Annotated in this window: 23 protein-coding genes and 1 pseudogene; 21 read left to right on the top strand and 3 right to left on the bottom strand. The window is 38.3% G+C overall.

The genetic code is table 11. From position 1 onward, the window contains the following. The first annotated feature begins 18 nt into the window (after positions 1–18). The 11 genes from NQ550_RS13865 to NQ550_RS13815 all read left to right on the top strand — a co-directional run bounded on the left by NQ550_RS13865 (position 19) and on the right by NQ550_RS13815 (position 11,328). Positions 19–1,392 carry a restriction endonuclease subunit S gene (locus NQ550_RS13865; protein ID WP_029677056.1) on the top strand — a complete coding sequence of 458 codons (1,374 nt, stop codon included), beginning with the start codon at positions 19–21 and terminating at the stop codon, positions 1,390–1,392. Then, a complete protein-coding gene (locus NQ550_RS13860) occupies positions 1,389–2,858 on the top strand; it encodes a hypothetical protein (protein WP_025579532.1) in 1,470 nt (489 codons plus the stop codon). Before NQ550_RS13865 ends, NQ550_RS13860 begins: the two co-directional genes overlap by 4 nt. A gap of 482 nt (positions 2,859–3,340) precedes the next feature. Continuing rightward, complete coding sequence (locus NQ550_RS13855; protein ID WP_025579534.1) at positions 3,341–3,877, top strand: hypothetical protein; 537 nt, start codon at positions 3,341–3,343, stop codon at positions 3,875–3,877. 260 nt (positions 3,878–4,137) lie between these two features. Further along, positions 4,138–4,326, top strand: coding sequence for an ATP-binding protein (locus NQ550_RS13850; protein ID WP_173701148.1), 189 nt, complete (start codon positions 4,138–4,140; stop codon positions 4,324–4,326). A gap of 68 nt (positions 4,327–4,394) precedes the next feature. Next, positions 4,395–4,892, top strand: coding sequence for a hypothetical protein (locus NQ550_RS13845; RefSeq protein WP_025579536.1), 498 nt, complete (start codon positions 4,395–4,397; stop codon positions 4,890–4,892). Between the two features lie 120 nt (positions 4,893–5,012). Next, positions 5,013–5,378: a PAS domain-containing protein gene (locus NQ550_RS13840; RefSeq protein WP_008703984.1), complete on the top strand. Its 366-nt coding sequence runs from the start codon at positions 5,013–5,015 to the stop codon at positions 5,376–5,378. 108 nt (positions 5,379–5,486) lie between these two features. After that, positions 5,487–6,290, top strand: coding sequence for an SDR family NAD(P)-dependent oxidoreductase (locus NQ550_RS13835; RefSeq protein ID WP_008703983.1), 804 nt, complete (start codon positions 5,487–5,489; stop codon positions 6,288–6,290). A gap of 151 nt (positions 6,291–6,441) precedes the next feature. After that, positions 6,442–8,031 (top strand): AAA family ATPase, encoded by a 1,590-nt coding sequence (locus NQ550_RS13830; protein WP_008703981.1) that lies wholly within the window; start codon positions 6,442–6,444, stop codon positions 8,029–8,031. Positions 8,032–8,080: 49 nt separating this feature from the next. Continuing rightward, positions 8,081–8,842: an inositol monophosphatase family protein gene (locus tag NQ550_RS13825; RefSeq protein WP_020994056.1), complete on the top strand. Its 762-nt coding sequence runs from the start codon at positions 8,081–8,083 to the stop codon at positions 8,840–8,842. Between the two features lie 25 nt (positions 8,843–8,867). Beyond that, a complete protein-coding gene (locus tag NQ550_RS13820) occupies positions 8,868–10,226 on the top strand; it encodes an MFS transporter (RefSeq protein ID WP_008703977.1) in 1,359 nt (452 codons plus the stop codon). Between the two features lie 79 nt (positions 10,227–10,305). After that, positions 10,306–11,328, top strand: a complete 1,023-nt coding sequence (locus tag NQ550_RS13815) for an alpha/beta fold hydrolase (protein ID WP_008703976.1) — start codon at positions 10,306–10,308, stop codon at positions 11,326–11,328. 119 nt (positions 11,329–11,447) lie between these two features. Here the strand turns inward: NQ550_RS13815 and NQ550_RS13810 are convergent, their stop codons facing one another. Next, positions 11,448–12,788 (bottom strand): MATE family efflux transporter, encoded by a 1,341-nt coding sequence (locus NQ550_RS13810; RefSeq protein ID WP_008703974.1) that lies wholly within the window; start codon positions 12,786–12,788, stop codon positions 11,448–11,450. A gap of 26 nt (positions 12,789–12,814) precedes the next feature. Between NQ550_RS13810 and NQ550_RS22895 the strand changes: the two genes are divergently transcribed. The 9 genes and pseudogenes from NQ550_RS22895 (at position 12,815) to NQ550_RS13770 (ending at position 21,190) form a co-directional block, all read left to right on the top strand. Beyond that, a complete protein-coding gene (locus NQ550_RS22895) occupies positions 12,815–12,967 on the top strand; it encodes a DUF6783 domain-containing protein (protein WP_349826270.1) in 153 nt (50 codons plus the stop codon). A gap of 325 nt (positions 12,968–13,292) precedes the next feature. Further along, on the top strand, positions 13,293–13,565 hold the full coding sequence (locus NQ550_RS13805; protein ID WP_008703953.1) for a hypothetical protein: 273 nt from the start codon (positions 13,293–13,295) through the stop codon (positions 13,563–13,565). Positions 13,566–13,594: 29 nt separating this feature from the next. Then, complete coding sequence (locus NQ550_RS13800; RefSeq protein ID WP_020994055.1) at positions 13,595–14,620, top strand: transglutaminase domain-containing protein; 1,026 nt, start codon at positions 13,595–13,597, stop codon at positions 14,618–14,620. A 55-nt stretch (positions 14,621–14,675) separates the two neighbouring features. Beyond that, positions 14,676–14,832 (top strand): annotated as a pseudogene (locus tag NQ550_RS22580) (MATE family efflux transporter); the annotation flags it as partial. A gap of 421 nt (positions 14,833–15,253) precedes the next feature. Continuing rightward, on the top strand, positions 15,254–17,875 hold the full coding sequence (locus NQ550_RS13790; protein WP_025580796.1) for a cation-translocating P-type ATPase: 2,622 nt from the start codon (positions 15,254–15,256) through the stop codon (positions 17,873–17,875). Positions 17,876–18,036: 161 nt separating this feature from the next. Continuing rightward, a complete protein-coding gene (locus tag NQ550_RS13785) occupies positions 18,037–19,542 on the top strand; it encodes a hypothetical protein (protein WP_020994053.1) in 1,506 nt (501 codons plus the stop codon). Positions 19,543–19,928: 386 nt separating this feature from the next. Continuing rightward, positions 19,929–20,228: a BMC domain-containing protein gene (locus tag NQ550_RS13780; protein ID WP_008703970.1), complete on the top strand. Its 300-nt coding sequence runs from the start codon at positions 19,929–19,931 to the stop codon at positions 20,226–20,228. Positions 20,229–20,231: 3 nt separating this feature from the next. Next, positions 20,232–20,540: a BMC domain-containing protein gene (locus NQ550_RS13775; RefSeq protein ID WP_330671049.1), complete on the top strand. Its 309-nt coding sequence runs from the start codon at positions 20,232–20,234 to the stop codon at positions 20,538–20,540. Positions 20,541–20,686: 146 nt separating this feature from the next. Next, positions 20,687–21,190, top strand: coding sequence for a gamma carbonic anhydrase family protein (locus tag NQ550_RS13770; RefSeq protein ID WP_008703968.1), 504 nt, complete (start codon positions 20,687–20,689; stop codon positions 21,188–21,190). Positions 21,191–21,260: 70 nt separating this feature from the next. Here the strand turns inward: NQ550_RS13770 and NQ550_RS13765 are convergent, their stop codons facing one another. After that, positions 21,261–21,749 carry an ureidoglycolate lyase gene (locus NQ550_RS13765; RefSeq protein ID WP_008703967.1) on the bottom strand — a complete coding sequence of 163 codons (489 nt, stop codon included), beginning with the start codon at positions 21,747–21,749 and terminating at the stop codon, positions 21,261–21,263. A 42-nt stretch (positions 21,750–21,791) separates the two neighbouring features. Then, complete coding sequence (gene eutJ, locus NQ550_RS13760) at positions 21,792–22,628, bottom strand: ethanolamine utilization protein EutJ (RefSeq protein ID WP_020994052.1); 837 nt, start codon at positions 22,626–22,628, stop codon at positions 21,792–21,794. A 366-nt stretch (positions 22,629–22,994) separates the two neighbouring features. On the opposite strand from eutJ, the gene NQ550_RS13755 reads away from it, so the two are divergent. After that, entirely contained in the window at positions 22,995–23,675 is a 681-nt protein-coding gene (locus NQ550_RS13755; RefSeq protein ID WP_179961454.1) for an ABC transporter permease, read from the top strand. Positions 23,676–23,685: the final 10 nt, after the last annotated feature.

Below are 23,685 nucleotides of genomic sequence, written 5' to 3'. Positions count from 1 at the left end.
GATGAAAACATTGTTTTTTTGAAAACTTGGGGTGAGATTGACGAGCGGTTAGATCCGGCATTTTATCTGAACATAATATTGCTTGAAAAAAATATAATTTCTAAATCTGCTCACTTAGTCAGCACATTTAAGAAAAAAGTAAAAATGCAACGTGGACGTTTTGGCCATAGACCTAGGAATGATCCACGATATTATAATGGAATTTATCCCTTTATACAAACTGGCAATATAGTAAAGGCAAGCTCAAGCAATGAGATGATAGAGTTTACTCAAACATTGAATGAGTTAGGACTTTCAACAAGCAGGCTTTTTGACGAAAAAGTGGTGGTCATTACTATTGCTGCTAATATTGGATACACTGCTATCCTTGACTATCCTGCGTGTTTTCCAGATAGCCTTGTAGCACTCACGTCTAAGGATGATTCTATATCATTAGAGTATTTGAATGTATATATAAGATTTATACGTGATTATATTGAAAAGCTTGCTCCGCAAGCTGCGCAAAAAAATATTAATTTAAAACAATTAAGTAAATTGCCTATAATTGTTCCAGATATGGATAAGCAAAAATTGATTGTTTCTATAATGGAAAAGGCGTATACAGAAAAGGTGAATAAGGAAAAAGAAGCTAAAATTTTGCTTAATAGCATGGATGAGTACCTATTACAAGAACTTAGTTTTGATTTATCTCCAGCAAAAAATATTACGCTAAAAAATAGAATATTTTATGTCGATTCAAATGAGTTGACTGAAAAAAGATTTGATCCATTTTATTATCAAACTCATTATAGAGATTTTGAGGCAAATACCTATAATAATAGATTTATCAAATTGGGGAATTTTATCACAAGCATTTCATATGGTGCTTCTGTTGAGAATTGTTATACAAATGAAGGGATACCTTTCTTGCGGATTACGGATTTGAAAGAAAATGAAATCAATAGTGAGGAAATCGTGTATCTACCAATTAAAATGGAAAAAAAAATATCTTCAAGTCGAGTTCAAAAAGGAGATATTCTGATTAGTCGTAGTGGAACAATAGGAGTATGCAGTATGGTAGATGAGGCACATGATGGATTTGCATTTGGATCATTCATGATTAGGTTTTCACTTTCTGATATTAATGAAAAATTTGTAGCATATTTTATAAATAGCAGCATAGGTAAGATGTATTTTGAACGGAATAAGATAGGAGCAGTGCAAGAAAATATTACTATTCCAATAATAAAATCGTTGCTCGTTCCAAACATTACCAGAGAAAAGCAAAATAGTATTGTGCGGCATCTAGATGATATTAAGGATAATGCCACAAAATTGAAACAACAATCGGTAAAATCTATTGAAAATGGGTTACTGAAGATTAAGCAAATTTTATTAGGTGGTGAATTATGAGACTTACTGGTATTATAGACTATACCATGGATAATTTTTTGTGCGTTCGTGGATTTGCATCTATGTTGCAATTATCTGAGATTTCAAAAGCAGATGAGAAAATTCAGAGAGATTTAATTGACGATCATCGTGGAGAAATGGAGAATTTTTTGTCTGATGGTAGATTTACATTTTTTCCTGAAGTGATTCTTGGGGCAAATATGTGTGGCACAGAAATGGACAAGGATAAAATAAATACTTTAAGAGAGACTGTCCGTGCTGAAAGTAAATCATTGAAAATTAAAATTAATAATATTAAATATGTTATTAAGCGTAATGCCGTCAAAAAAGAAAACAATGATTTAGCTTTTGATGTTACGCAAACAGTTATCATGCAGTTTGACAAGGATTCCCTAGTTGGAAAAGAATTTTTGAGGATTGATGGTAATCATCGTTTAAGTGCAGTAAATGAATATTCTACTTATGCTCATAAGCGCATTCCATTTTGCCTTTTATTATTCAGAGATGCAGAAGAAACGGACAAGTTTTGTAGAGCTTTATTTTACAACATTAATACAAAGCAGATACCTTTAAAAATGGAGCAAAACTTAAAAGTTATTATTGAAAGTGAACAGGCTTTTGACGATGATACCCTTTTAGGGGATCCCTCTTTTGGTGAAAATTATTTTTGGACCAGACAAATAATAAAGCATATTGAGTTATCAGATTATCCTTTTTTGAAATTGTTTATAGCAGATAATAAATTTACATATTTTGTAGAAGTATTAAAATTATTGTTTGACAATAAACTTATAAAAGAAGATGAAGAAGGTATGTGTTTGGTAGAAACAGCACTCAAAGAAATAAATGGTGCTTTAAAAGATGCGGCTTTAATTGAAGTTCCAAATAATCTAGCGGTAATCGGTGCTTTTTCATATTATAAACTATTAGACGAACGCAAAGCAAATGAATTTCTAAAATGGGTAAAGAAAAATAATCTTACTCAAATTTCTGATATTCATATTTGTGATGTTATCAATATTTATGATAAAATATATGATAACTCGCCTAAAAAAGTATTTATGTCTATGTGGTTTAATAAAAAAACAGAGGATACATATAATCAAGTAAAGGATGTTAAAGAAATAGTAGCGAGAGATTATAATGTTGAAATTGATATTATAAAAGTGGATGAGCATAAAGATGGGTATTCAGATGTGATTAGCAAAAGGATTATTGATGGTATCAATAGCTGTGATTTACTTATTGCAGACTTGTCATATGGGAATAAAAATGTGCACCATGAAATTGGTTATGCCCAAGGGAAAGGAAAAAAAGTTTTATTAATTTATCAAAATAGAGAAGGTACATTAGCATCAGATGAAATAGGATCTAATCTTTCAATGCATGACCAATTAAGATTTACTACATATGGTGAGCTTAGAGAAGGATTGCTTAAAAAAATTAAAGATATATTTTCGCTGTAAATAAGGTTTACATAGCTGATTGATTTTATGACGCAAAATCAATTGGATAATATACTGAGGGTCTGATCATGCGTCCAGCAAAGGGTATATAGTCCGGTGGGTGGAGGCCCCATCAAATAAGCTGCTAACCAGAGCATTTGAAGCGAGTCTTGAGTCTGTTGCGGTAACGCGTAGGCTAAGCGTAGACAGCAAGATAGCAGGGATAGCTATAGAGCACCGAAATCCCAAAGTATCAGAGGGTCGACACCGTGGTCAGGGTGGAAGACAATATATGCACTTATCGTTATGGTGAGATTTTACATGCCTCTGCGGTGTTGTTGAAACTATTCATGTCAGACAGGGACTATATGTCAACTGGAGAGAACCTGTATTTTCTTTTCAGAGTGTGTAAATGAAAAGTCGTAATTTTTGGAAAGAATTAGAGAAAGCGCAAATTAAAGAAATGGAAGAAAACAGAGTATAGGGTACTCTATGAGAGGTCCATGTCAAAGCACGTGAAAATTATATTTGGAAGTGAGGAAACCAATATGCATCATGATTTAGATATTCACCCAATCCCGGAGAAGGTTCTTTATATTAATGACCTTACAATAGCGGATACAGCATCGTATTATGAAACCAGAAAACAATATCAGAAAGCCCTTACCGGAGAGACCCGTGCCAATGGCGGAATTCTTCCGGATGATAATGTCAGAATTTATGTGCCTTTGGATCTGAATGCAAATCAGATTTTACACAGGTTGCACCAAATATACAGAGTCATGGGAAGCCCTGATGATATGAATGAATCTGATTTCTGCGTTGAAACAGGAAAAATTATTGCCCAACTGAAAATATATGATCAGGTATGGGTGGCAAGAGATTTAAAAAATGCTGTAAAAATTAATGCTAATATCCACAGCCCCAAGGGAATTCAGCTGGCCAGGGAAATCATTTCTGTTTTGATGGAGGATGAGGGATGTGCAGAGTGTTTTCCATATGATATTATTTCCGAATTAAAGACAGAATTTGGAATATGATTCTAGTCGGATACAATATAATTTAAGTGATAAAATATCGTAAAAGAGTATACTGAGGGTTTGACCATCTAACTAACCGATAAATAAAATAATGAATTAGTAAAAAGTTGATGAAAAGTCTATAAATGTAATGTGACATTGGAGTTTAGCGCAATAGAGTTTGAATATTGTGGATCGCTTGAATTGTTGGAAGAATTCTTTCATAAATATATTAATATTAGAAGTTGTCAGTTATTAAGGATTAATCCTGAAACGAAGAAGTGGAATTGCTCTATGGCAACAAGGGCGAATCGCAGGGAAACCAGGTATTTGCCGATTTGCTGCCTCATCTGATTAGGGTAATAGAAAATGTCGGAATGCTGATCATTGATGAATTTGGCAATAGTATTCATAATAAATTGGCTGAAAAAATTATTGAATTCTTTATGGAGAATGTTGCTTTACGCTAAAATGGTTTCATGCTATCATTATTTTAGTTAAAAATTTTGATGGCATGAAGCTATTTTTGATTGGAGGCATGGAAGATTTGAACTTTAACTATTGCTATAAAATTACTTATGAATCAGGGGAAACTTATGACAGACGAAGAAATGAGCTGTCAGTAGAAATTTCAAAAGAGGACTATAAGAAAATTATAACAGGAGTATTACAGGAAAGACCGATTGAGCAGATTGAAGGGATTTCGGATGTAATTGATAAAATGACGGAAAATGTTGAATTTGCGGATCGTTTTATGAATAAAAATGGTTCATTAAGAAAAACACCATTAAAGAAAAAAAGAGCTATTTCAAAACTTGAATTTTTTATTCCAGAATATGAGTATCGGCGATTAAAAAAGATGAAGGATCCAATAGAGACATTGGAACGCCCAGTGGAACATATGACTGTTTATCGGAATGATGGTTCCAGTGTGACTTTGACAGCGGAGAATGGACGTGTGAGTATTGTTGACTCCAGGGAGAAGAATGTAAGGCATATTATTGAGGCAGATTATTTTGTTTCGAAAATTTTGTAATAATTTATTATAAATACCATTGATGGTGTCCGTATGTATGCCAACGGATATTTAAAGATATTTGATGTGGATAGTAAACTATTAGACGAAAGAAAAAAATGAAAGGACATAAAAAAATATATGATTAGTTTTTATAAGAGTATTGTTGACCAGGACAGGGCTTCGATTGTTATATGCAACCTTAAGCATGAGATTATCTACATGAATCCGGCAGCTGTTAACAGCTATGCGAAGCGAGGCGGTGATAAACTTATTGGAAGAAGCCTGTTAGATTGTCATAATCAGGAATCCAGGGATAAAATACAGAAGGTAGTGGACTGGTTTGCGGCAGATGAGAGCCATAACCTTGTCTATACTTTCCATAATGAGAAGCAAAATAAAGATGTTTATATGGTGGCACTCAGAGAAGAGGGAAGACTGATAGGATATTATGAAAAACATGAATATCGAAACGCAGAAACTATGAAACAATATGATTTGTGGTGATGTTATGGCACAGGACGAATGGTGCAGGCAGTTATTCAAGAATGAGGAAATACGACAGAAACTCACCCGTGTGGTAAGAAGAAAAAATGGAATGAGGTAAGTAACAATATGGAATCAAAACAGAAAAGAACAGCTCTTGTCACTGGCGGAAGTTCCGGAATCGGACGATGTACTGTAGCAGCATTGAGTAAGGCTGGCTATATAGTCTATGAGTTCAGTCGCCGGGATGTTCCGGTAGAAGGCGTGAAGCATATGTGCGTAGATGTGACAGATGAGGCTTCCGTGCAGGAAGCCGTTGGGCAGATCCTTTTGGAAAGAGGAAGTATCGAGATTCTTGTAAACTGCGCAGGTTTTGGTATTTCCGGGGCGGTGGAATTTACAGAGTTAAAACAGGCGAAAGCACAATTTGATGTAAATTTTTTCGGAACTGTCAATGTAAGCAGAGCTGTTCTTCCTTCTATGCGCAGACAGCACAGAGGGCATATTGTCAATATCAGTTCTGTGGCAGCGGTGGCACACATTCCGTTTCAGGCGTTTTATTCAGCCAGTAAAGCAGCAGTGTCTTCTTATTCCTGCGCGCTTGATAATGAAGTAAGTCCTTATGGTGTCAGGGTAACAGCAGTAGAACTTGGAGATATTCATACCGGTTTTACCCAGGCCAGACAAAAGATAGTTTTGGGTGATGATGAATACGGTGGCCGTATTTCACACGGTGTCAGTCAGATGGAGAAAGATGAACTAAGTGGGATGTCGCCGGAGATTATTGGTACATATATTGCGCGAATTGCACAGAAAAAGAACTGCGCACCAATTTGTGTGGCGGGTGTGAAGTATAAGATTCTGAGATTCTTATGTAAAATTCTGCCGTGTACATTACGGGGAAAGATTGTTGGTTCTATTTACGCAAAATAATTGAGATTATTTTATAGAATTCCGATATAGCCCGGGTGTCTGGATATATAACAGTTTTTTTCAGCTTTACGTTAAAATAGTTTCATGCTATCATTATTTTATTAAAAATTTTGATAACGTGAAGCTGTTTTTTGATTGTGGGGTGTAAGGAATGGGTAGATTTGTAAATCCTGATAACAGTGCATTTCAGGTGGCACTGAATTCTCCGATATATGTGGATAAAACCGGATTGTTGGAATATACAAACAGCGTACTTAATACAACAGAAGCTTATATCTGTAACTGCAGACCACGCAGGTTTGGAAAATCATATGCTGCAAATATGCTGGCCGCTTATTATAGTAAAGGCTGTAATTCCGAAGAAATGTTTTCAGGGCTGGATATAAGCAGGGAATCCGATTTTAAGACGCATCTTAATAAGTATGATGTGATTCATCTTGATATTCAGTGGTTTCTGGCAAATTGTGATAATGTGGATAATGTTGTAGCGTTTATTACGAAATCCGTACAGGCTGAATTGAGAGAGATTTACCCTGGTGTTCTGCCTGAAGAAGAGATAAGTTTGTCGGAAAGTCTTTCGCGTATTAAAAATATTGTTGGACAGAAATTTATTATAATTATTGATGAGTGGGATGTTCTGATCAGAGATGAAGCGGCAAATAAAAAAGTACAGGAAAAGTACATTAATTTTTTGCGGGCGATGTTCAAGGGAACGGAACCGACAAAATATATTCAGTTGGTGTATCTTACAGGTATTTTGCCGATAAAGAAAGAAAAAACGCAGTCTGCATTAAATAATTTTGATGAGTTTACAATGCTTGATGCAGGAGTGATGGCGCCATATATTGGATTTACAGAAGCTGAAGTGAAGGATCTTTGCGAAAGATATCACAGAGATTTTGAGAAAGTAAAATATTGGTATGATGGTTATTTGCTGGAGGACTATCAGGTATATAATCCTAAAGCAGTAGTAAGTGTTTGTGTGCGGGGCAGGTTTAGAAGTTACTGGTCTGAGACTGCTTCTTATGAAGCAATTGTTCCTTTTATCAATATGAATTATGATGGTTTGAAAAACGCTATAATTGAAATACTTTCCGGTGCTTCGATTAAAGTGAATACAGCTGCTTTCAAAAATGATACGGTGAATATACAAAGCAAAGATGATGTACTTACGTATTTGATCCATCTTGGTTATTTGGGATATAACCAGAATAGAAGAACTGCATTTGTTCCAAATGAAGAAATCCGGCAGGAATTGACAATGGCGGTTGAAAGCAGAAAATGGAATGAGATGATTACTTTTCAGCAGGAATCAGAACATTTACTGGAGGCTACGCTGGACATGGATGAAGAAGCAGTTGAAGAGGGAATTGAGAAAATCCATACAGAGTATGTTTCGAATATTCAGTATAATAATGAGAATTCTTTGAGCAGTGTACTTGCAATTGCATATCTGAGTTCAATGGAATATTATTTTAAACCAGTTCGTGAACTGCCGACAGGACGTGGGTTTGCAGACTTTGTATTTATTCCAAAACCAGAATACGTTTCCAGTTATCCGGCGCTTGTCGTAGAACTTAAATGGAATAAGAATGTCAAGACAGCATTACAGCAGATTAAGGAAAAACAATATCCGGATTCAGTTCTGGATTATACCGGAGATATTTTGCTGGTTGAGATAAACTATGACAAGAAGACAAAAGAACATCAGTGTCTGATTGAAAAGTATGAGAAATTATAAAAGTATTGATAAAACGGAAACCATTTTCTATTGAGAGGTGACAGATAATATGGAACTAAAGGAGAAAACTCCACATACGATATTAAATGAAATAATTGAAGCGGCAAAAGAATGCGGACAGGTTATGCTTCAGGCGGACAGGGCGAATTTTGGCATTAAGGATAAGGCAGGAAAAGCAAATTTTGTTACGAAGTATGATTGCAAAATTCAGGAAATGCTAGAAAAAAAGTTGTCTGAGATTCTTCCGGAAGCGGAGTTTTGGGGGGAAGAAGAGGATTGCCAGATTAACAGAAATGCAGAATATATTTTTGTGGTGGATCCGATTGATGGAACTACCAATTTTATTAAAGATTATCATATGAGCTGTGTATCTATTGGATTGATTCGAAATGGAAAGAGATATATGGGAGTCGTGCATAATCCGTATCTTAATGAAACTTTCTATGCGATTTCCGGTGAGGGTGCATATATGAATGGAAATGCGATTCATGTATCGAAGGATGATCTGGCAAACAGCATTGTTTTGTTTGGTTCATCACCGTATAATACGGAGCTTGCGAAGGCATCCTTTGAATTAGCTTACGAATATTTTCAAAAATGCCTTGATATCCGACGAAGCGGATCTGCAGCACTTGATTTATGTGCCATAGCATCAGGAAGAGCGGAAATTTATTTCGAGCTTATTTTATCTCCATGGGATTTTGCGGCAGGTGCACTTATTGTTGAAGAAGCAGGCGGAATTGTGACGACTGTTGAAGGAGAAGAACTTCCATGCTTGGAAAAGAGTTCGATTCTTGCAAGAAATAAGTAGTAGTTCTGAAATCTGGAGGTGCACGGTGAAAAAGTTAACAACAGGGAAAATATGGCAGTTTGCAGCCGGACAGTTTGGATGGGCGATGTTGTCCGGGATTATTTCTAACTGGCTTGTATATTTTTATCAGCCGGATAAGACAGCCATCAGTCAGGGACAGACAGTGTTCATTCCACAGGGGCTGGTGGTCTTTGGCATATTTACTATTATTGGCGGAATTACAGCTTTCGGAAGGATTTTTGATGCTTTTACAGATCCAATGATCGCCTCTTTATCTGACAGATGTACGTCAAAGAATGGGCGAAGAATTCCGTTCCTGAAATGGGCATCTTTACCGCTGGCGCTTTCTACAGTACTGGTTTTCTGGTCACCGGTTAATAAAAACAGCTGGATCAATGGAGTGTTTTTGCTGATTATGATTCTGGCGTACTATCTTTCCATTACTGCGTACTGTACACCATATAATGCGCTGATTCCGGAACTTGGACATACCCAGCAGGAAAGACTTAATATTTCCACAGTCATTTCCTTTACATTTATTGCCGGAACTGCAGTGGCGTATCTGGCACCTACGATATGGGGGATGTTTATTCCTGCTTTTGGCAGAGTTGGTGCTATCCGTATGACCTTTACTTTGATGGCGGCTATAGCGTTTATCTGTATGCTTGTGCCGGTATTTTGTATCCGTGAAAAAGACTATGTAGATACGGTTCCTGCAAAAGAGTCAGCTTTTGGATCTCTTGCAGCTACTTTTAAGAATGGAGAATTTCGCAAGTTTGTGGCATCTGATATTTTCTACTGGATTGCACTTACCATGTTTCAGACAGGTCTTCCATTTTTTGTCACCAGTCTTTTGAAACTTCCGGAAACAATGACAACTTTGTATTTTGTGGGAATGACAGCGTTGTCTCTTGTATTTTATATTCCGGTAAATAAGCTTACTCCTAAACTTGGAAAGAAAAAGATGATCTTGTTTGCATTTGCAGTATTTAGCCTTGCTTATTTTTATACCGGATTTATGGGAAAAATGAGTTTTATTCCGGCATCGGTGCAGGGACTGATCCTGACAGTCGTGGCGGCTCTTCCTATGGCGATTTTCGGAATTCTTCCGCAGGCTGTTGTGGCAGATATTTCGCAGAGCGACTCGATTACATCAGGAAGCAATCGTGAAGGAATGTTTTATGCGGCGAGAACATTTGCGTTTAAACTTGGGCAGAGTATTTCTATGTTGATATTTACAGCAGTCTCGACGATAGGGGCAGCAGAGGGAACTGGTTATAGAGTTGCTGCTTTTGGGGCAGCAGTATTCTGTTGTATAGGCGGAATTATACTGGTATTTTATAATGAGAAAAAGATTAATGGGATTATTAACAGGCACCAGTGAAGATTATAATACAGGTATGTATCGAATGGTGAAAAGCAGATAGCAACAGAATTATGAAAAAGCAACAGGAGTACATATAATGGAAATAATACATGAGAATGAATATTTGTATAAAATGAATGATGAAATAGAACCATATCTTGCAACGCACCGTCAGGAGGGGTACATTTCTGGTGCAGAGGATCATCTGCATCGAAAAGACACGGGGATAGTGGGGAAAATTCATGTACAGCGCTACCTGGCAGAGAAGCCGAAAGGCGTGATTATAATCAGTCATGGCTTTACAGAAGCAGCGCCGAAATATGAAGAGATGATTTATTATTTTCTGAAGGCTGGATATCATGTGTATATGCCGGAACATATGGGACATGGACAAAGTTATTGCCTGACAGCAGATCCATCTCTTGTACATATAGATACCTGGAAGCGATATGTGAGAGATTTTTTGAAAATATGCCATGTAATTAAAAAAACATATCCTGAACTGCCGTTAGTTCTTTTTGCACATTCTATGGGTGGGGCGATTGGCACAATTGCAGCTGCATGGGAGCCGCAACTGTTTCAGAAGATTATATTGAATTCTCCTATGCTCCGCCCGCTCACCGGAAATGTTCCCTGGCCATTGGTGATTGCTATTGCACAGACGAAGTGCCTTTTGGGAAGGGAGGAAGACTATGTGGCTGGTCAGAAGCCTTATGATGGTAGTGAGACTTTCGAAACCAGTGGATGTACTTCCAGACCAAGATTCGAAAAATATAATGAGATGCGTAAAGAGAATAAAAAATTCCAGGTTAGTGCAGCTTCTTATGGGTGGCTTCTGGCGTCTGTAAAAATGAGTTGGTACATAAAATATTGTGGATGGAAGAAACTGACAGCACCTGTTTTGCTATTTCAGGCAGAAAGAGATGATTTTGTATCTGTAAACGCATTGAGAAAATTTGCAGAGAAAATTAATCATAGAGGAATTACTTCCTGCGAATATGTTTACCTGCCGGGAACCAGACATGAGACCTACCGCAGCGATGACAGGACGATGGAAATGTATTTAGATAAGATTATGAAGTTTATGGATTCAGGCATGGTATCTGACAGTTGTACGTGATTCGTATCTTAATGAAATTTTCTATGCGATTCATGTATCGGAGGATAATCAAATAATGGAAATGGTTTTCTGTTATCAGCATCTCTACTAAGAGAACTGATAACAGGAAACCATTTTTATTATTTGGCTGAGTTTTTATTTAACAGCCGGAAACAGATTACAAAAAAGATAATTCCATATACAGTTGTGATAGGTGTCGCCATTCCAACATAAGTCAGAGATGTTTCCGGTAATCTCGACATAATGATAGATACCGGAATTCGGATGCAGAATGCGGAAGTGATTCCCTGGATCATAACAGGAATACTTTTTCCACAGCCATTAAAATATCCGATACTGCTGAAAAGTACACAAGTCAGTATACAGTCGGCAGAGAAACCTTTCAGGTAAGCGGCGCTCTGCGCGATTACCTCGGAATCATTGGTAAAGAAAGAGGATAATACTCCGCCTCCGAAGAATCCTACCATAAAGATGATGATTCCAACGGAACATCCGGTAATAATTGCAGTGTAAAAACCCTTCCATGCCCGGCTTTTCTTTCCGGCACCGATATTCTGCGCAACAAATGCTGATACACTCTGCATGATAGAGGACGGAACCAGCATAATAAAGGAAACGATTTTCTGTGCAATTCCATATCCGGCAGATGGCATCAGACCCATCTGATTGATAACAGAATTTACGACAAGAAATGAAATCTGAACCGTTGTCTCCTGAAGTGCGATCGGTATACCTACGTTTAATATTTTTCCAAGCTCTTCTTTATAAATCCGACATTGTTCTCTGGAAAATTCTATAGGCATATCCTGCTTTCTTAATACAACGACAGAACAGACGACAGAGACAAACTGTGCAAATACAGTGGCAATGGCGGCACCCGCAACATCCATGTGAAATACTCCAACCAGAAGCAAATCTCCCAGAATATTTATGACACAGGCAATTCCTACGAATAGAAGTGGAAGGTTTGCATTTCCCACACCTCGCAGCACACCGCTGATTACATTGTATGCAATGATAATAACGATACCGGCAGAACAGATTCTGATATAAAGAATTGTTTTGTCAAAGGATTCAGCCGGTGCCTGTAAAAGATGCGCAATTCCTCCGGCGGCAAATTCCAGTACAAATGTCATGATGACAGCAATGATCAGAAAAAGAATGATCGTAGTTCCGACCGCATTTCCTGCTTCTTTTGGTTTTTGTTCTCCGATGTGATGCCCGATTATTACGGTGGAGCCCATTGCAAGACTTGTAATGATAAAAGTAGCCATCTGCATAAAGGAACTTCCTGTTCCTACTGCGGAAATACTCGAGGCATTTCCGAATTTTCCAACAATCAGCAAATCAACTGCGCCATACGCAGCCTGCAGGATCAATGCTCCAAGCACGGGAATGGCAAACCGAAGCAAAGATTGGAACACAGGTCCTTCTGTAAAACTTATTTCTTTTTTCGACATTTTTTCCTCCTGAGAATGTGGATTGAATGCTTCAGATAGTAACGAGTGTACCAACAAATTGTGACGCACATTTTACAGAAAGCATTTTTCAAACACACTCTATTGATTGCTTGTTATCTAAAGCATTTAGATATTATCAGTATAACATAGTTATTGCGCACATTCTACTGTCACGTTGATAACCTTGTAAGTCTTGGAGTTACTGTGTTACTGTTTACTCAGTGCCTTGTAACAATCGTTACTGTTCACTCCGTTCACAGTAACGTAGCCAAAATTCATTCCAGATTGCCTGCGGCAATGGAATTTTGGCTTGTATGTCTCGGGATAGTGATGTGTGAACAGTAACTAACAATCTTTTTCCATATCAAATAAGCTCCATATTCTGATTGCGAATATCAGTTGAAGTATGTTACTATGAGAAAAAACATAGCTATATCATATGATTTTTGATGAAGTAAATCAGATGGCTGGTGACACAGAAACATGATAAGAAAGGCAAAAAACATGGCATCAGAAAGAACAGAAGAACTATACAGGGTTTTGCTCAGCAAGGGCTATCCGAAGGAGCTTTGTGCTGAGATTGCATATAAAAATATGAATACAGATTATACTGCAACCAGAATGCTGGGTTATTTATATCGGTATACAAATCCTAAAATCGAAGATCTGGTAGATGAGATGCTGGCGATTTTAAGTGATCGGGCGCAGATAATAGAGAAAAAGGAATCTGAACATGCGCAGGCAGTGATCAGTGAAATGTACCGGAAGGGATTATAAGTGACGAAGAACTTGGAGATAAGATAACAATGGAGCAATATTATTACAACCATATGAATAAGGCGCAGCAGGCTGCATATCACAGCATTCTTAGCGGTGTGAAAAACCTGGCGGATGAATTTCAGATTCCGGCATTAGAGGGAGAAGAACTTTATAATGTATTTTTTCAGATGCGTCTGGATCATCCGGAGATATTTTGGGTGAGCAGTTATAAATACCGGTATTATAAAGACTCTCCGAATCTGATTTTTATTCCGGAGTATCTTTTTGATAAAAAGAAGATTTGCGAACATCAAAAGGCTATGACTGCCAGAGTTGAGAAGCTGATTCGTCCGGCTCAGAAGCTGTCTGAGTGGGAGAAAGAGAAGTATGTACATGATTTTATCTGTGAAAATATCCGCTATGACAAACTGAAAAAATCATATTCCCATGAAATTATCGGACCGTTGGGGCAAGGAGTTGGTGTTTGTGAGGGAATTGCAAAAGCAGTAAAGGTTTTGTTAGATGCACTGGGAGTCTGGTGTGTGATTGCAATCTGTGGAAATAATCCTGAGAAGGGAATTAAGTATCGCCACACATGGAATATTGTAAAAATAGGAGGTACATATTATCATCTGGATGCGACCTTTGATAATACCCTGGGAAAAGATCGTGAAACTTCTGAAATCCGCTATGATTATTTCAATCTGGATGATTCACAGATTTTCAGGGATCATGAGCCTCTTATTGCGCCGGCGCCTCACTGCGGTGATCATGAGCACTTTTACTATAAGGAGAAGAAGCTTTCTTTTACTAAGAAAGAGGATGTGTATAAACGTTCTTTGCAGGCGGCGAAGAAAGGCAGGGTACTTATTTTTCACTGGAGAGGCGGCTATCTGACAAAGGAAGTACTGAAGGAATTGCTGGAACTTATCCGGAAAGCAGGAGATGAGAAAGACAAAACAGCAATGGTCAGCATAAACTGGCCGCAGGCAGTTATTCGTGTTCAGTATACGGATATGCAGGTACAGGAGAGTGTGACAATAGAGGAAGCGAATGAGGGGGAAAAGGAGTAAGATAGTTGGCTTTTTTGTGATAAAATAAAGAAAAAACGGGAAGGTATCAAAAATTATGAAAAAGGATTCAAGAATGACAGAGGGAAGTATCTCTGGAAAGATTATCTTTTTTTGCCATTCCACTGTTTCTCGGAAATCTGTTTCAGCAGTTGTATAATACAGCAGATTCCCTGATCGTAGGCAATTTTCTTGGAAGTAATGCGTTGGCTGCTCACAGAAAACCCGAGACATACCGCGCGAATTTATGCGGCTAGCATAAATTAAGTTTGCGAAGCAAACGATACTCCTTGGGCTTTGCACAAGGAGGTTCATATTTCCTGCATCGCGAAGCGTGTTGCTGAGAATGGAGTAAACAGTAACTTTTTGCCCGATGATTTACAAAATATCTTGACAGAGGTATTGATTTTGTTATAGTATTAGATTCAATAAAGGGGAGTAACCTACGTTTGAAAATCTGCGTTTGCAGTGTCGTCAGTACGGTGGAGACATCCGGCGCTGCAAGGAAATGGTGAGACTTTTATTGCATTTTTTGTTATGCAATAAGGGTTTCTTTTTTATATCATTTTATTAAAAATCCTTCATTGCATAAAAAATTACAGTTGGTGAATATTTGCAAAAAAGGAGGCAAAGGTAATGAAGGAAATCTATCAACAAACAGTAGAAGAAGTTCTGGATCACGTGGAAAGCAGGGAATCAGGGCTTACCAGTGAACAGGTTGAAAGATCCAGAGAGAACTGTGGATGGAATGAGCTTGCAGAAGGAAAGAAAAAAAGTATTTTACAGATTTTCTTTGAACAGTATAAGGATTTTCTGGTGCTGATATTAATTGCATCGGCAGTGATATCCGGTATGCTTGGAGATGTGGAAAGCGCAGCGGTTATCGTGATCGTTATTACGATTAATGCGATTTTGGGAACCGTACAGACAGTAAAGGCTGAGCAGTCTTTGCAGAGTTTAAAGAAGCTTTCCGGACCGGAAGCAAAAGTATTGCGTGATGGTGTGGCTGTCCAGCTCCCTGCAAGAGAACTGGTTGTGGGGGATGTGATTCTGCTTGAAGCAGGTGATATGATTCCGGCAGATGGAAGACTGATTGAAAATGCAAGTCTTAAGGTGGATGAAAGTGCTCTTACCGGTGAAAGTCTTGCGGTTGAAAAGAGCATGGACACTATTTTGGCAGAAGCACCACTTGGCGATCGGACAAATATGCTGTTTTCCGGAAGCTTTGTTACATATGGGCGTGGCAAAGCAGTTGTAACAGATGTAGGTATGCAGACAGAGGTTGGAAAGATTGCGGGACTTCTGAAATCGACTTCTGAAAAACAAACGCCACTTCAGGCAAATCTGGATGATTTTGGGAAAAAGCTTTCGATTCTGATACTGATATTTTGCGGAATTCTGTTTGCAATCAATGTATTTCGTGGTGAGAAGATCAGCAGTGCATTTATGTTTGCAGTAGCGCTTGCAGTTGCAGCAATCCCGGAAGCGTTAAGCTCTATTGTGACAATCGTTCTTTCTTTTGGAACACAGAAGATGGCAAAGGAGCACGCAATCATTCGTAAGCTTCAGGCTGTGGAAGGCCTTGGGAGTGTATCTGTTATCTGTTCGGATAAGACAGGAACGCTCACACAGAACAAAATGACAGTAGAAGATTATTATATTGATGGAAAAAGGATTTCAGCAGCTGCAATTGATGCAGCAGATCCGGCACAGAGATGTCTTTTGGATTACAGTATTTTATGTAATGATTCAACAAATGAAAATGGAGTGGAGATCGGAGATCCGACGGAAACGGCATTGATCAATCTGGGCAGCAGATGCGGAATAGAGGCTGCCGATGTAAGAAATCTTTATCCAAGAGAAGGAGAGCTTCCTTTTGATAGTGACCGTAAGATGATGTCAACACTTCACAGAATCGATGGCGAGAACAGGATGATTGTAAAAGGTGCTGTTGACAGGCTTCTGGAACTGACAGAGAGGATTTGGACAAAGGATGGAGTCCGGGAAATTACAGAAGCAGATAAAGAAAAGATCCAGATGCAGAATCAGGATTTTTCGATGGAAGGGTTACGGGTACTGGCGTTTACTTATCGTGAAATTCCGGAGAATCATATATTGACGATGGAAGATGAGAAACATCTGGTATTTCTTGGCCTGATTGCTATGATGGATCCGCCCAGGGAAGAATCAAAGGCTGCAGTTGCAGAATGTATAAAAGCGGGAATCAGACCGGTCATGATAACGGGAGATCATAAGATCACAGCAGCGGCAATTGCAAAGAGAATTGGAATCTTACATGATCTGTCGGAGGCATGCGAGGGTGCTGATATTGAAAATATGAGTGATGAGCAGCTGAGGGAATTTGTTCCGAATATTTCTGTGTATGCAAGAGTGTCACCTGAGCACAAGATCCGTATCGTCCGTGCATGGCAGGAGAAAGGGATGATCGTGGCAATGACCGGAGACGGTGTGAATGATGCTCCGGCATTGAAGCAGGCAGACATTGGTGTCGCAATGGGAGTGACTGGAACCGAGGTTGCAAAGGATGCCGCAGCAATGGTACTTACAGATGATAATTTTGCAACAATTGTAAAAGCAGTGGAAAATGGGCGAAATTTATATCAGAATATCAAGTATGCGATCCAGTTTCTTTTGTCAGGAAACTTTGGCGCGATTCTGGCAGTTCTTTGTGCATCGCTTGCAGGACTTCCGGTTCCCTTTGCACCGGTGCATCTGCTGTTTATCAATCTTTTGACAGACAGCCTTCCGGCAATCGCACTGGGTGTGGAGCCTCATAGCAGTGAGGTGATGAATGAGAAACCAAGATCTGCAGACGAGTCAATACTGACAAAAGATTTTCTTGGTAAGATCGGGCTGGAAGGTTTTGTGATCGGTGTGATGACAATGATTGGATTTTTGACAGGATATTACCAGAATGGTGCATTGCTGGGAAGTACCTACGCTTTCGGAACACTTTGCCTGGCACGTTTGTTTCATGGATTTAACTGCAAATCGGATCATCCGGTTATCTTTACAAAACGTTTCTTTAATAATAAATGGCTTCAGGGAGCATTTGCACTTGGGTCAGTACTTATTACAGCAGTACTGACGGTTCCTGGACTTCATTTTCTGTTTAAAGTGGAGACGTTGAACCTGATGCAGCTTGGATGCGTATATCTGTATGCGTTTGCCAGCCTTCCGATTATTCAGATGCTTAAATGGATACGCATGAAATTAAGAAAAAGAGGGGAAAGATAGTGAGTCTTTCCTCAGGTATGCATCGGAAGCTTTTGGCTTTTTATGGTAAGGGCGAAAATGTAATTTTACTGAAGTTTTGGAAACAGCAGCTATATACAAGGCTGCTGTTTTTGAGTATAATAGTAGAAATAAGCAGTGCAAATTGAGGAAGGATCATTCAAATGATAGTTAACAAGTGTTCGGAAAATTTACTTAAAAAATCAAAAAAATTATATGAGAATTACAGGGACAACTGTACAGTTGTCCAGAGAATGCTGGAAAAATATAAAAAGATATATCCCAATATTTCTGATTATTCTATTATGCATTTTATAGATATTGCAGAATTTTGCGATTTAATAATGGACAGAAAGAAACTGGAAGGCTTGAATGAAGATGAGTGTTACTGTCTTTTGCTGGCAGCCCTGTTTGCGCATACCGGATTTGGTTTAAATCAGGAAATCATGAACAGATATATAAACAGACTGGGAATTCAAAAGCAGACTCAATCGCTTACATTCCTGCAGATCATGAGCAAATATCATGTTTTGTTCAGTGCGTGTCTGATAGAAGAATATGGAGATATATTTGAATTTCCGTCAGAGAAACATAAATATGCCATAACCAGTATGCTGTATTTTATTGGCGGAAACAGCGATGATATAAATCAGCTGGAAGAAATTTTGGTATTAGACAATAAAAATACTGTCAGATTGAAGGATCTGGCAGCAGTTCTTGTGGTTGGAAATCAGCTTGCAGAATTGAAAAATATAAATCCTGATCTGGATTATGAGGATTTTGATAAATATAATTCTGAAGAGATTGTTGGATTTGTTGAAAGAAATGTCGTAAGAAGCATTTCTGTTAAAGATGGTAAACTTGTGATAGAAGCAGGTGGATCGGATTCAGCATATGCACTGATTGAAAGAAAAGTCAATATAATTATCAATAATTTTAATAAGATTCTCAGAAGTCTTACTCATGAGTCGGGTGACAATACCAGTCTTTTTTGCATTGATTCGATAGAGCTCAAGTGTGTTCTGTCTGCTGAAAATTCAGAGAAGATCTATCTTAATAAAGAAATTGAAGAATCATGGACAGAAGAGGATATTGAATTTTTTCATAAACTTTCTTTTGAAGAAAGAGTATTTTATGCGGATTATCTGTCTACAGAGTTTGAGATCACCAAATTTCTTATGGACTTTGCAAAAATAAATAAAGCAGTACTTGCGGGATTAGAGTATAGAGTAAAATCACCGAAGTCCTTATATAATAAGCTTTATCAGAGAGTAGAGAAGTCTTTTTTTGATTCAATAGCGGATGTTATTCGTTATACAGTGATACTGGAACCGAAAGAATATGTTGAACAGATACGATCTGTGACAGATGCTCTGTATGAGAAAAACTGGAAGATATATTCATTGAAAAATTATTGGGTCAATGACAGCTTTCCGTATAATGGCGTAAATGCAAAGTTTAAAAACTCACGCAACTATCGTATTGAAATCCAGTTCCATACTCAGGAAAGCTTTGATGTGAAAATGAGTGAGGAAGATCATAAACTGTATGAACAAAGAAGAGTTTTAGAACCGGGCTGTGATGAATATAACAGAATATTACAGTTACAGCTGAAATTATATTCAGATATGGAATATCCTGAAAATATTGCAGATTTAGAAAAAATTTAACTGAATCAAGTAAGTCCTCTGCTTCAATTGCAAATATCCGTCTGACCCTACAGCATCAAATGTTACAGCAGGAGGTACCGGATAATTCCGGGTCATTTGATGCATGACGATTAAAACCTGACAACAGCAGATTGTTGTTCTCCATATTAGTATATGTTCTGCATAGAAGCCTGTGAATGGTTGTAAGAGAGAAGATTTATGAAAATAGTGAAAAATAAACAATCCAACAGATAAACTCTTGAAGATGATGTGGTATTGTGTGGCATTATGTGAATTTTTGTGAGATTTCAGTAGAAAATAGCTTGTGATTATAATGAAAACAAGGTATACTAGTATAAAAGACAGCAGTCGGGAGAACCATTTTCCCGTCTCGTAAGGAGGATAAAATGGCAAAAAACTATGATGGCATGGCAGTTGGGGCATTTGAACTGGATAACCTGGTAGCTTGCTTTGTCGCTCTCGATGCAGCATCCAAGGCTGCAAACGTAACGATTCAAAGCGTCGAACGAAACCGACTGAAAAGCGGAGCATGTGTAAAAATACGCGGCAGTGTTTCTGATGTGAATGCAGCAATGGAAGTGGCCTTAGAGACAGCCAAACCCCTTGGCAAGATTGTTTCTCACACAGTGATCGCATCACCTTCCGCAGATACTGAAGTGGCACTTAAGATGACCATTAACAAATAGAACATGTCAGGAGGAAATGAGAAGATGTCATATGGAGCATTAGGATTAGTAGAGGTTGTGGGAAGCTGTAATGCAGTAGTTGTCCTTGACCAGATGCTGAAAACATCAGATGTGGAATTCCGTACCTGGCATACCAAGTGCGGAGGTCACGCAACTATATTCTTAAGTGGCGATATAGCAGCAGTAAAGGCAGCAGTAGATGCTGTAAAGGGAAACCCGCCCTGTGAAATTATAGCAGCAGCTGTAATCTCAGCACCGTCTGAAGAAACATCAAGACTGGTGAAAGAAGAGGAAGAAAAACACCATAAATAATAGCTAAGAGGACTTTCTGTAAATCAGTAAATGAAATGCAGAAAGTCTTTTTGGAATATGTATAAAGATTCTGCAGTAAAGAAGTGTCAGGGTATTGAAAATGATGTGAAGGTAGTATTAAATCAAGAAGGCAGGTATTTCGGAAGATGGATTATAAGAGTGTAAAAATATCAGAAGATGCAAAAATTGCAAGGCAGTCAGTGGTTATTGGAGATGTAACTATCGGGCGTGACAGTTGTGTTCTTCATTATGCTGTGATACGTGGCGATGATGCTCCGATCGTGATTGGTGAGGAATCTAATGTTCAGGAAAACTGTACGATTCATGTAAGCCGTAATATGCCGGTACATATTGGGAATAATGTGACAGTTGGACATAATGCAGTGCTTCATGGATGTATGATCGGTGACCGTACATTGATCGGAATGGGAGCGGTTGTTCTTGATGGTGCCAGAATAGGTAAGGATTGTATCATAGGAGCAGGAAGTCTTGTGACAAAGAATACAGTGATACCGGACGGTTCTCTGGTGATGGGAAGTCCTGCAAAGATTAAACGAAACCTTACATGGGAAGAAAAGCTGGGAAATCTTGAAAACAGTAAAGAGTATGTTTCTGTGTCTGCCGAAATGCAGAAGCAGGGTGTATTGTAAAAATCAGACAATAAAAATATCCCAGGAACTTTATGTAAAAACAGTGGAGTTCCGGGGATATTTATGTATATCAGACAGTAATCTTAAACCAGTCTTTTTCTTCAAAATCTACTACTGTGCAGTCATTTGCATAAGTGCATTCCGGAAGAATGATCATGGCATGGAGTACTTCATTGTTTAAAGGAAGAGGACATAAATGCCAGATAGCAGTATTGATCTTCACCATAGTTCCTTTTGGAACTATGAATGCTCTGGTAAGTTCCGGAACAGGTGCGCCTGCAGAAGCCGGTGCTACATGTATGATCATGTCATCATCCAGTGCAACAATTCCTTCCCAGGTAGTTGTGTGATATTCAGCAGCTTTAACGATGCGTTCATCTTTATGTACTGCAATAGGTGAAAAACCAATGGATCCCATACAGGTACCGGAAATACGGTCTGGATAAAATTTATGTATTTCACCATGTAATGGATAGCCTTCTGGCTCTGTCATGCTGAAAAATGTACCAAATGGTGCAAAATCTGCAGCATTGATTTTTGTTGCTTTTAGTTCTCTCATGGTATAATACCCCCTTATATAGTATTTTATGAAAAGTTTTGATTATTTTTTGTGTGTGACTGGTGGAAGATCACAGTGATAAGCGATACCCAGTGGGGTTACCAGCAGAGGATGTACCGGACGATAAACAGGTAGCCCAAGCTTTTTTTCAAATACGCCTGTGAAATCTTCAAAACTTGCGGAACCGCCTACAACATATACAGCGGGTACCTGGTAGCCTGTGAGAAATTTCTGAGTGATCGTGGCCATTTTTTCTACCGTTGCTTTGATTACAGGGAAAATTTCAGCTTCTTTTGAACGATCTGTTTTTAAAATTTCAGCTTCTTCGTATGGGATGTTATAGTGCCCTGCTACAGTCATGGTCATGTGACTGCCGCCGGTAGCTTCATCGTCTGTGTAGATTACTTTGCCGTTTTTGAGAATACTGATTCCTGTAGTGCCTCCACCTACATCCACTACAGCGCCGTCTGAAATCTTAAGTACAGCAGCTGCAGCGGTGGGTTCGTCTACGATATTGGAAACCTCAAAACCTGCACCCTCCAGCACATATTGAATACTTTTTGAACTTCCTTCGGAAACTCCGGGTGGGATTGCAGCTGCAGCGTAAGGAAGTTCAGTTTTCAGTTTTTCTTCAAGTTCAGCCTTCAGCCGTGTAACAAGCTGAACAGATTCATAATAATTGACGATCACGCCGTCTCTGATAGCCTGGGAGGGAGCGGATATGCCAGCAATCGGACGGTTGGTAGTGTCTACAACTGCCAGAACTGTATTAGCTGTACCCAAATCCACACCTACCTTCAGGCGGCCTTTGAATTTTTTGCATTCACCGGTTTGAACAAGATCGGCGAAATTTGATAAAGTTCTGTTTTTCAATTCCATATCTGTATACTCCTGATATTTTATTTTATAGATGAGATCGTTTGACATTGTTACTGCTCATTCCGTTCTCAGCAACATGTTTTTCGATTTTTGCTGTTTCAGAAAAAACAACAAAAAATTGCAAACAGATATTATATATTATAGAATAATCAGTATGGAAAAGCAACAAAATATGCCGTCAGGTTATGAAAAGAATAGAAAAATTATTGGTAAATATCAAAGTTTTCATTAAATATTTTTTCATTGTGTGATAAAATATTTAATGAACTTAAATACTTCTTGAATTCTTAAATAAAGAAAGGATGCTATACAGGAATCCGCATAGTGGCAGTGTTTTTCTGGATTACAATCTGGCAGTTTGCAAGTATGTATCTGGGACAGGAGATTCTTCTAGCATCTCCTGTTTCTGTTGTCCGAAAGCTTTTTGAACTGAGTTTTACCGGGAATTTCTGGCAGTCTGTTGGATTTAGTTTTGTGCGTATTGTGACAGGATTTCTTTTGGCTATGTTTTTGGGAATCTTTCTGGCAGTGTTGGCATATTGGTCAAAAACAGTGGAAATCCTGATAGCACCTGTAATTGCGGTGGTCAAATCTACACCTGTGGCGTCTTTTATCATTTTGTGCCTGATATGGATACCGTCCAGAAATCTGTCAGTTTTTATTTCTTTTCTTATGGTTCTGCCTGTGATATATACGAATATCCTTGAGGGAATACGGCAGACTGACAGTAAGATACTGGAAATGGCAAAAGTATTTCAGGTGAATCCCGGAAGAAAGATCAGATATATTTATGTATCGCAGGTACTACCTTATTTTCTCTCTGCATGCAGGCTTTCACTTGGGATGTGCTGGAAAGCAGGAGTGGCAGCAGAGGTTATCGGAGTACCCTCAGGTTCTATTGGTGAGAAACTGTATAATGCAAAAATATATCTGAATACTCCTGATCTTTTTGCATGGACGATTGTGATTATTGTGATAAGTTTTGTATTTGAAAAGTGTTTTCTTGGAATTGTAAGCAGAGTAGTTTATATGATAGAACATAAATAACGGAGATTTT

This window comes from Blautia wexlerae DSM 19850 (assembly GCF_025148125.1).
Lineage (GTDB): Bacteria > Bacillota > Clostridia > Lachnospirales > Lachnospiraceae > Blautia_A > Blautia_A wexlerae.
This window is presented reverse-complemented; position numbering and strand designations above follow the sequence as displayed.